The sequence below is a fragment of the Arthrospira sp. PCC 8006 genome (genome assembly GCF_046480465.1).
Classification (GTDB): domain Bacteria; phylum Cyanobacteriota; class Cyanobacteriia; order Cyanobacteriales; family Microcoleaceae; genus Limnospira; species Limnospira platensis.
Window position 1 is genome coordinate 1 of record NZ_PKGG01000190.1, and the last position, 10,615, is coordinate 10,615.

A 10,615-nucleotide genomic window follows, 5' to 3' on the forward strand; every position below is an offset into this window, starting at 1 on the left:
CTTGGTAATAGTTTAATTAGGGTTAATTATTGTCGTGATTATTATCAGTATGTTCATTACGCATACAGGAAACCTAATTATTGAGAATAGGTTAGACGGTATCCAAAATAGCCTAAATTATTTGATTAGATATGTTAATGATTTTATGCCATCAACAGTTTGTAAAAAACAGTCAGAAGATAAAAAACAATCACCCCATCTTCCAATTAACAGAGATGATATTGATGATGATGGTTGGAGAAAACCTTAACATCAACTATTAATTAATGAAACCACAACAATGAAACCTTTACTAAGTTATTACGGGGGAAAGCAACGAATAGGTTCTAAAATATTGCAATATTTCCCACCACACAAAATATATGTAGAACCTTTTGCCGGTGGAGCTACTTTGTTATTTTTAAAACCATTACCTACCGTAACCAATCAACACGATTATAGAGAGTGCATTAACGATACAAGCAACCTTTTAATCAACTTGTATAGAGTAGCCAAAAAATACCCTATTGAACTTAATAATGAAATTCAAGCTACATTATATAGTCAATCAGAGCATAATAAGGCAAAAATAATTTGTAAGAATCCAACTAAGTATAGTGATATTGAACTAGCATGGGCTTATTATATTAATATTACTCAAGGATTTAGTTATAGATTAAATGCAGGATGGAGTACGTCAAAAATAAGTCGGAGTCCATCGGCTACGTTTATAGCTAAAAAAACTAGGCTATCTGAAGCGTTGGAAAGGTTAGAAAAGGTTTACATTTCCTGCGAGGATGCAATTAAGTGTATTGAAAGATGGGATTCACCTGATACACTATTCTATTGTGACCCGCCTTATCCCGGTAGTACACAAGGTCACTATAGCGGCTACACGATTAAAGATTGGACAAAACTATGTCATACATTAGATTGCATAACAGGCAATTACATTGTATCGAATTATCATCAGATGATTGAACCTCAATCATTTACACAAAAAATAGAAATAAATACAGTCATGTCCGCTAGTCACAAGAAAGATGTAAAAAAGAAACGAACTGAAGTGTTATGGGTTAAAAGTAACTTAGACGGTTTTAATCAACTTCCTGAGTTAATTAACYCAGAGGYCTATAATTGTTTACTTAATACATGGAGTCAACCTAAACCCTAACAGCTAACAGATAACCCCTAACTCAATAACTTAAATGGCCCCCTATGGTTTCTGACTGTAGGGGTTCATTCATATTATTTACCAACAATATTGTTGCAACAATATTGTTGCGGGCTTATATGAATGCTTGCCTCTAATTTACCCACAATAAACACCCTAAGCCAAAACCTTAACCCGTCTATTAGGGGTAATCATTCCCGGCGGAACCCAGTACCCCTATAAATTGGAGACTTGTCTAGCGGTATGTAGGTATCGGTTTCGATGGGGAATCAATTCTCTAGGATTATGTAGGTATCAGCGAGAGATAACGAAACAAGTCACCAGTTGAAAAGTTGTTTAGGGGTATCGGGTTGGTTCCGGTAGGAGATAGTTTAGATTATGCGATCGCGTTTTGTTGGTAGCGAGTAGGTTCCTCAAGATTTCACCAATAACCTGACTCCCATAGATACCCGGCTGCCTATCCGGGTATCGTTGTACATTGATAGGGGTATCGTTGTACATTGATAGGGGTATCGTTGTACATTGATAACCTAGTGGGTTCCCCCCTACGACTACCTTCGGCTACCTACGGCTATCGTGTTGACTTTGAAACATACCACCCCCCCTAACCGGAACAAACACTCTTGGGGGTGCGACCGATGTGATAGCAGTCAATGGTGACGCTAGGAACCGCCAGGCTTGCTATTGACGGGTATCACAAGGGAGTTACCCTATCGGTGTTTGGTTGGGGGGATGGTATGGGTATTTGACAGATTGATTAAGTTGTGCTTGTTGACTGAGTAATCAACCTATTGACAGAATTATTTTCCTATGCTAGGACTAGATTGTGAGTAATATCTGAGTAACTAGGCATAGTTATTGGGTTGAGTAATAACCGCGCTTCGCTATCAGGATAAGAGTTTAAAGGCAATACCAGAAGCCGGATAAACTGCACCTGTTCATCCTGAAACGGTTGAGTGAGATAGGTTTGAAAGTTCTGTAACTGGCTGGGKTTCCCTTGCCACAAATTCAAGCGACAGGTGACAATTATCCGCGCATCTGTCACCCACCCTCGGAATTTTCACCCCTGTAGGTCACTCTGGCTCATCTCATCCAAGCCATCCAACAGTAACCAGACTGCACCCCCCTCAAATTTATGCCCCCAGTCCGCTTTAATTTCCTCTCTGGACTTGCCTAATGCCTCTTTGAACCATTTTTGCTCTAAATACTCTCCCAGGGGCTGATTTCCCAATTCTGCTAAGTCAACCCAAATCACTAAATCATCGGTTTCCTGTAATAACCAAAAGGCTAATTTCTGGAGTAAGGTGGTTTTTCCCGCCCCCGGTTCGCCAATAATGGCAAGCTGTTTTTCGCTACGGTTGCTGATGACTTCTTGGAGAAATTCCCGATAAGCAAACCGTTTCTCGATGGTTTCTTCCTGACGGGTGAACAAGTCGGAACCCTTTTCGGGGTCAATCTCTTGGGGGTGTTTTTCAGTCTGGCTGCTTTTCGGTTTCACCAGGGCTAAATCGACAAATAAATCCTCATCGATTAAGTTGCGATCGCCATAAACCCGACCAATAACCGTATTACTGGTTAAGGGTTTCCGCTCTAGTAACATCCGACGGCAAATATCTTGCCATTCATCGATCGCATATTCCACCGGAAACCCAGCAATCTCTTGTCCAATCAGGCGTTTAAGTTGCTCATACCCCGTTTGGGAACTCTCCACAATCAGGATAATACTGCCTTCCTCAACCTTGGTAATGGAGAGGGTTTTATCCTTGAGCAGGTTTGGCAGGGTAGTGGTGATTTCGGTGAGTTGCGGTTGCGCTTCTTGATAGTCGCCTTTGAGTCCTAAAATGCAGCGGTTGAGCGTCGCCGTGAGTTGGGGAGGATGGTGAATTTCAGGCAGTTTCCCAAAGGCCTCTTTCCATTTATCTCGAATAACCTGTAGGTTCTCTTCTCTCTTCGTTTGATGTTTGAGACAGAGCGAAAACTTCCAATATCCTTGAGTTTTGGCTGATTTATGCTCCTTCAGAATCCCCAAATCTCGAAGGCAAGATAGCGCATTTTGGATCAGTTCATCTCTCGCTGATTCTAGGATTTTCGTGCAGCGATAGGTTTCTAATAAAACCCCTAAATCCTTCTTAGTAATCCCGTTTTCTATCCGCTTAATCTGTCCATTGCGCTGTTTTTGCTCAACAACGATGCCAGACACCCTCAACTCGTCTTCTTTCACCCACTGCAGATTGAACTGTGGCTTGAGTGAGTCTGGGGGAATCGTGATCTCCTCATCAGCCAAAGCCAGCAACGCCGCCACGAAATCCAGACGGTCTTGCAAGTCCTCCGCGCTTTCTCCATACTTGCGGCTTTTTTTGAAAGGCTGACCCGATTTTCCCACCATGACGACCCTCGATAGAAAACTGGTGCTGGTTTAGGGAAACTTGCCCAAACGGGAGGGTTGCCCAAACCAGGTAAAGCCATTGTAGCAAGGATTTCAGGATTTTACCTGTGGATTTGCTTGGGCAGTAGCCCAAAAAAACACTGATCTCAAACAGACAAAGGAGGTCAGTGATGGCTAATCTACAAGACAAATTCAAACAACGCGCCGCCTTAGAAGACGCATATAGTAATTTCGTGGAACCCTATGTTAATCAGGTGATGGAAATTCACCTTAATTCCTYCTTAGAGACTCCTCCGGTTCCGGTGATGTTTGCGGGTTTGGGCTGCGTATCGGGGTGTTTGCTGCTGACGGTGGTTTATTGTCTGTGGATGCGCCGACGGCCATGAATGTAGCGACGACCTTCCCCACCACTTTCGTTAAATCTTGATTGGGCTATCGGTCGCTGGGGAGACGAACGCACCCGCAACTTCCAGCATAGCCACTCTGGCGCAGAATGGCGGGAAGAAGGTCTAACCACCTCTGGGTTAGCACTTCAGCCACAGAGGACACAGAGGAGGAGAGGGGGAAGAGGTGGGGGCGACCCCTTGTGGTTGTCCTGCCGGGTCGCCCTAGCCTTGGGGTCATCATATCAATGGCTACTTTTTTTCTGCTATTTCATGGGTCCTTTTCACTCAGATGCAAGTTACGCATGACCGAAATGCGTAAAATAAAAAACAATCTAAAAATTGTAGTTGCCGATACATAAACCCCTGGTGATTTTTCTTAGATTGTGGACACAACATCAAACCGACCCTATGTTATCTCTAAGCACTCATCCCCTGTGATTAGAACCTAAAAACTCACTGTTGATTCTTAACTAAACAATGCCCCGATTTAACCGTCGCCAATTCCTGATTACAGCTGGTGCAGCAACGGCTGGCAGCTTATTACTCCATAGCTGCGGACCGATTAATGACCAAACCCAATTTGAGGTAGAAATTGACCCAGAAAATGCCCCGGAAACTCCAACAGCACGACTCGGCTTTATTGCCTTAACCGACGCGGCTCCCCTAATTATTGGACGGGAAAAAGGCTTTTTTGCTAAGTATGGCATGACGGATGTCTCCGTTGAAAAACAAGCATCCTGGGGAACCACCCGTGACAATTTAGTTCTGGGTTCTCGGGGCGGTGGTATTGATGGGGCACATATTCTCACACCAATGCCTTATCTGATTTCAGAGGGGATTGTCACCGATGGTCGGCGAGTCCCGATGTACATTTTGGCGCGTCTGAATTTGAATGGTCAGGGGATTTGCCTCTCCAATGACTATCGCGATTTAGAAATTGGAGTCGATAGTACCCCCCTCAAGGAACGGTTCGCTGAACGACGGGCTGCGGGTGAAGACTTACGGGCCGCCATGACCTTTCCCGGAGGAACCCATGACTGCTGGATTCGCTACTGGCTGGCGGCGGGAGGGATTGACCCAGACCAGGAGATTTCGACGATTGTCGTCCCCCCACCCCAGATGGTGGCTAATATGCGGGTTGGCAATATGGATACCTTCTGTGTTGGGGAACCCTGGCCCCTGCAATTGGTGAACCAAGATATTGGCTATAACGCCTTAACCACTGGGGAACTCTGGCAAGACCATCCTGAGAAAGCCCTAGGAATGCGGGCAGATTGGGTTGACGAACATCCCAAAGCCGCCCGGGCGTTGTTGATGGGAACCCTAGAAGCCCAAATCTGGTGTAGTGAACCGGAGAATGTGGAGGAGATGTGTCAGATTCTCTCCCGCCGGGCTTGGTTCAATGTGCCGTTTGATGACATTATCGACCGGTCTCGGGGTATTTATGATTTCGGCATCGGTGAGGTGAGGGAAATGCCAGATTTGATGCAGAAATACTGGCGGGATAATGCGTCCTATCCCTTCAAAAGTCATGAGCTCTGGTTCCTAACTGAAAATATCCGTTGGGGGTATCTGCCCCCGGATGCGGATATTAAAGGCATGGTGGACCGAGTAAATCGGGAAGACCTCTGGCGAGAAGCGGCTGAAGCCATCGGCCAGGGAGACATGATTCCCGAAAGCACCTCTCGAGGTCCCGAAACCTTCTTTGATGGCAAGGTCTTTGACCCAGAAGACCCCCAAGATTATCTCAAGAGTTTAGAGATTACCCGAATTTAAGACTGATGCCGAAACACATCCTACCCCTATTGCCTGTTAAGAGTTAAGAGCATGATTTAATCTCAAATTAGGTTAACATTTTAGGGCAATACGGTATAATACCAAGTATGGTGCGAGACCTTCGGGTATGAAATAGAGCTGAAATGGGCGAAATAACTACCCGGTGAGGACTTCAACCCCTTGGTTGATTGGGTCGCATCCCTGACCATCCCATAACACAGCCTGATTTTTTGGCCTACCTTCGAGACTTCCGATATGGCCAGTCAGGTGAAGCGTATAATCAGGTCTAAGACTGCCCGCGCCATGCTGACATGGGCGCATTATCGATTCAAACTAACCCTGAGACATCAAGGGGAAATAGCTGGAACCACAGTTGTAGATGTGACGGAAGAATACACCAGCAAAACCTGTACTCACTGTGGTCATGTGCATTCCCAGCTAGGTGGCTCAAAAGTGTTCCGATGTCCTGAGTGTGGGTTCACTCTACCCAGGGACTGGAACGGTGCTTTTGGAATCTTTCTAAAAGCTTTGCGGGATACCGCCTCTGTTACCTTAACGGGTAATAGTGCTATCGTCGCATTGTCAGGCAATAGCCGGATAAATGTCGCGTAAATGTATCAGTTCCCTGTCCCCTTCTCTCCTCATGAACCTATGACTTCTCCTACTTATCGCCGACGCCATAAATTTAAATTTTCCCCACAACGGTGGCTTAAAGCCGTTCTTAACAAGGGGAAAAAGCTGATTCCATCTGCGGTTGCTATTCTGATTTTCCTGGTTGTTTGGGAGGTGTTCACGGCTGTTTCCGATTCGACGTTGCCCGGTCCTATCCGCACAGTGTCAGAAACTTGGGAATTGATTATCGACCCGTTTTTTGACCACGGCGGCATTGATAAGGGGCTATTCTGGCAAATTTTGACGAGTTTGCAACGGGTGGCCTTGGGGTTCTCCCTCGCTGTGGTGGTGGGAGTCTCGTTAGGAGTTCTGATTGGTACGAACACTCTAATGTACCGTGCCTTAGACCCGATTTTTCAAATCTTGAGAACGATTCCCCCCTTGGCTTGGCTACCGATTTCCTTGGCAGGCTTTGAGCGAGCAAACCCTTCGGCTATTTTTGTGATTTTTATTACAGCAATTTGGCCGATTATTATCAATACAACTGAGGGAGTGCGGCAAATTCCTCAGGATTATAATAATGTGTCACGGGTGCTACGACTTGACCGCAAGACCTATTTCTTTAAAATCCTCTTCCCGGCAACGGTTCCCTATATTTTTACGGGACTCAAGATTGGGATTGGTCTGTCTTGGCTGGCAATTATCGCCGCCGAAATGTTGATTGGTGGTGTGGGTATTGGTTTCTTTATCTGGGATGCCTGGAACAGTTCTCGCATGAGTGACATTATCCTAGCGGTGATTTATGTCGGGGTCGTCGGCCTACTGCTGGATAAGTTTATTACCTTCTTGGCCAGTTTGGTGGTGTCTGAAGACTAAGCTCAATAATTAATTAGCTGTCTTCTGTTCTGATTTCGTTGTCCCCTACTCCTGCTTAAAGCCCATGTCTATTTTTGCTGAAGTTGACCATATTGAACGAGTCTTTAATCTCCCTAATGGAGGCACTTATGTTGCCTTGAGTAACATTGAACTCAAGATTCGTAAAGGTGAATTTATCTCCTTGGTGGGTCATTCCGGCTGTGGTAAATCAACCCTCTTAAACCTAATTGCCGGACTCGATAAACCTACCCGAGGGGGCATCATCCTAGAAGGTCGCCAGGTGACAGAGCCGGGACCCGATCGCATGGTGGTATTCCAAAACTATTCTCTGCTGCCCTGGCTAACGGTGCGAGAAAACATCGCCTTGGCGGTCGAATCCGTTATGGGCGATCGCCCCCGAGGAGAACAACGCGGTATCATTGAACATCACATTGACCTAGTGGGCTTACGTCATGCGGCCCATAAACGCCCCGCCCACCTCTCCGGGGGCATGAAACAGCGGGTTGCCATTGCCCGGTCGCTGGCTATCCGCCCCAAACTCCTCCTCCTGGACGAACCTTTTGGAGCCCTAGATGCCCTGACCCGAGGGGGACTGCAAGAACAACTGATGCGTATCTGCGAGGAAAGCCAAGTCACCTGTATCATGGTCACCCATGACGTGGACGAAGCCCTCCTCCTGAGCGATCGCATCGTCCTCCTCACCAACAGCCCCGCCTCATACATCGGGCAAATTCTCGATGTCCCCATCCCCAGGCCCCGCACCCATGTCTCGGTGGTCAAAGATCCCAACTACTACGGACTCCGCAACGAGATCGTCTATTTCCTCAACCAACAGCGACGGGCCAAGAAACGCCAAAGCCAACCCCAACCCATCGAAGTTCACGAAAACGGCTTAGAAAAAGTCAACCTCAACCTAGGCTTCATCCCCCTCACCGACTGCGCCCCCCTCGTGGTGGCTAAAGAACGGGGATTCTTCGCCAAACATGGCTTGACCCAAGTCACCCTCAGTCGCGAACTCAGTTGGAACGCGATCGAATCGGGCATTCGAGAGCAACGCCTCGACGCAGCCCAAATGGTTGCCGGAATGCCCCTCGGAATGACCATAGGCCGGGATAACCATACCCCCCTGCCCGTCATTACCGCCATGACCCTCTCTCGCAACGGCAACGCCATCACCTTCCATCGTCACTTCTACGAGGAAGGGGTGCGAACTCTCGCCGATCTCAAAGGCTTTATCGCCGCCTACCCCGACCGACGACTCACCCTGGGAGCCGTGCATCMCACCTCCATGCACAACCTCATCCTACGTTACTGGCTCGCCTCCGCTGACATCGACCCCGATCGCGACCTGGATATCGTCATCATTCCCCCCGCACAAATGGTCGCCAACCTCAAAGCCGGCAACATCGACGGCTACTGTGTCGGCGAACCCTGGAACTCCCGCGCCGTCCATGAAGGCATCGGTTTCGTCATGGCCACCGACCCGGAAATCTGGTCTGGCCATTGCGAAAAAGTCCTCGGAGTCCGGGAAGACTGGGCGCAAACTCACCCCAAAACCCATCTAGCCCTCATCCAAGCCCTCTTAGAAGCCTGCGACTACTGCGACGATATGCGTCATCGGGAAGAGGTTTTAGACCTCATCTGTCGTCCCGAATATGTCGGGTCCGACCCCATCTACACCCGTCCCGGCTTCATTGATGCCTACAACAAAGGCATCGGCGACCCCCAACCTATCCCCCGCTACAACCAGTTCTTCTGCGACAAAACCAACTGTCCCGATCGCACCGAAGCCCTGTGGATTCTCACCCAAATGGCCCGTTGGGGCATTACCCCCTTCCCCCGCAACTGGATTGAAGTCATTGATCGCGTCCGCCGTCTCGATATGTTCTCCCAAGCCGCCCAAGGCTTAAACATGATGGACATTGGCCGCGATCGCTATCCCATCATCCTCTTCGACGGGGCTATTTTCAACCCAGACGATCCCATCCATTACCTAGAACAACTACAAATCAAAACCAACCTAACCATCACAGAAATCGATATCAACCCAGCCCCCCGAGAACTCTCCGCTGCCTAATCCCAAAGAACCCACCCCTAAGCCATCCCCAGAGGAGAACCGACCCCCCATTCCTCTTTCACCCCTGCTACCTACTGCCTATTGCCTTCTTCCCCCTATTGCCTTCTTCCCCCCTGTTAAGAGTTAAGAGTTAAGAGTTCCCTATTTCCTTCTTATTCAATGCAAACTGTAACCAACTCCACCTCCCACACCTACACCACCAATGACTCTTATCTGGTCATTGATGGCCTTAGCAAAACCTATGCCACCCCAGAGGGGCCCTATCGAGTTCTCGACAACATCCAACTCACCGTCCGGGAAGGAGAATTCTTATGTCTGATTGGGCACTCCGGCTGTGGTAAATCCACCCTCCTGGATATGGTTTCCGGCTTCCGTCAACCCAGCGAAGGAGAAGTTCGCTTAGAAGGACGACGAATTAAAGAACCCGGGCCTGATCGCATGGTGGTCTTCCAAAACTATGCCCTCCTGCCCTGGCTAACCGCCTACGAGAATATCTTCCTGGCTGTCAACTCCGTCTTTCCCAAGCTCAAACAACGGGACAAAGTGGCGATCGTGCAAGAACATCTGGAACTGGTGGGCTTAACTGAGGCCGCCGACAAGAAGCCCAAAGAACTCTCCGGGGGAATGAAACAACGGGTATCCATCGCCAGAGCCTTAGCCCTGCGCCCCAAAGTCCTCATTCTCGACGAACCTTTCGGCGCTCTCGATCCCATCACCAGGGAAGAACTGCAAGAAGAACTGCTACAAATCTGGGCCGATCACAAAGTCACCGTACTCATGATTACCCATGATATCGACGAAGCCCTCTTCCTGGGCGATCGCCTGGTCATGATGACGAACGGCCCGGCCGCCCGCATTGGTGAAATCCTCGACTTACCCTTCCCTCGGCCGCGCGATCGCACCCGACTCATGGAACAGCCAGAATACTACGAGCTACGCAACGAAGCCCTAGACTTCCTCTATCGTCGTTACGCCCACGACGACACCTAAAGCCCAGAAGAATCCTTTACGCCTCTGGATGAAATGGTCCCCACCCCCGTTTCTGAGGCACTTCTTGGCGGCTGGGGAATAATACGTTTGCGTCAGATTGTAACAGTTTCAGATATTCAAATCTGATACATTTACGCGACATTTATCCGGCTATTGCCTGACAATGCGACGATAGCACTATTACCCGTTAAGGTAACAGAGGCGGTATCCCGCAAAGCTTTTAGAAAGATTCCAAAAGCACCGTTCCAGTCCCTGGGTAGAGTGAACCCACACTCAGGACATCGGAACACTTTTGAGCCACCTAGCTGGGAATGCACATGACCACAGTGAGTACAGGTTTTGCTGGTGTATTCTTCGGT

At 48.2% G+C, this 10,615-nt stretch carries 8 protein-coding genes and 2 pseudogenes; 8 read left to right on the forward strand and 2 right to left on the reverse strand.

Features of this window, described 5'->3' with window-relative positions; genetic code table 11:
- The first annotated feature begins 49 nt into the window (after positions 1-49).
- Positions 50-250: a hypothetical protein gene (locus B9T16_RS21300; protein WP_410245701.1), complete on the forward strand. Its 201-nt coding sequence runs from the start codon at positions 50-52 to the stop codon at positions 248-250.
- A 30-nt stretch (positions 251-280) separates the two neighbouring features.
- Positions 281-1,153, forward strand: a complete 873-nt coding sequence (locus tag B9T16_RS21305) for a DNA adenine methylase (protein ID WP_410245702.1) — start codon at positions 281-283, stop codon at positions 1,151-1,153.
- Positions 1,154-1,961: 808 nt separating this feature from the next.
- On the opposite strand, the pseudogene B9T16_RS21310 reads toward B9T16_RS21305, so the two are convergent.
- Positions 1,962-3,539: pseudogene (locus tag B9T16_RS21310) on the reverse strand (NACHT domain-containing protein).
- 170 nt (positions 3,540-3,709) lie between these two features.
- Here B9T16_RS21310 and B9T16_RS21315 point away from each other — a divergent pair.
- The 6 genes and pseudogenes from B9T16_RS21315 (at position 3,710) to B9T16_RS21340 (ending at position 10,256) form a co-directional block, all read left to right on the forward strand.
- Positions 3,710-3,925 carry a hypothetical protein gene (locus B9T16_RS21315; RefSeq protein WP_410245703.1) on the forward strand — a complete coding sequence of 72 codons (216 nt, stop codon included), beginning with the start codon at positions 3,710-3,712 and terminating at the stop codon, positions 3,923-3,925.
- A gap of 477 nt (positions 3,926-4,402) precedes the next feature.
- Positions 4,403-5,701, forward strand: coding sequence for a CmpA/NrtA family ABC transporter substrate-binding protein (locus B9T16_RS21320; protein WP_006616041.1), 1,299 nt, complete (start codon positions 4,403-4,405; stop codon positions 5,699-5,701).
- Between the two features lie 216 nt (positions 5,702-5,917).
- Positions 5,918-6,313: pseudogene (locus B9T16_RS21325) on the forward strand (zinc ribbon domain-containing protein); the annotation flags it as partial.
- Between the two features lie 39 nt (positions 6,314-6,352).
- Positions 6,353-7,189, forward strand: coding sequence for a nitrate ABC transporter permease (ntrB, locus tag B9T16_RS21330; RefSeq protein WP_014276966.1), 837 nt, complete (start codon positions 6,353-6,355; stop codon positions 7,187-7,189).
- 64 nt (positions 7,190-7,253) lie between these two features.
- Positions 7,254-9,266 (forward strand): nitrate ABC transporter ATP-binding protein, encoded by a 2,013-nt coding sequence (locus B9T16_RS21335; RefSeq protein ID WP_410245704.1) that lies wholly within the window; start codon positions 7,254-7,256, stop codon positions 9,264-9,266.
- A 159-nt stretch (positions 9,267-9,425) separates the two neighbouring features.
- On the forward strand, positions 9,426-10,256 hold the full coding sequence (locus tag B9T16_RS21340; protein ID WP_006616417.1) for a nitrate ABC transporter ATP-binding protein: 831 nt from the start codon (positions 9,426-9,428) through the stop codon (positions 10,254-10,256).
- Positions 10,257-10,387: 131 nt separating this feature from the next.
- On the opposite strand, the gene B9T16_RS21345 is transcribed toward B9T16_RS21340, so the two are convergent.
- Positions 10,388-10,615: zinc ribbon domain-containing protein (locus B9T16_RS21345; protein WP_410245705.1), on the reverse strand; the 228-nt coding region annotated here is incomplete at its 5' end.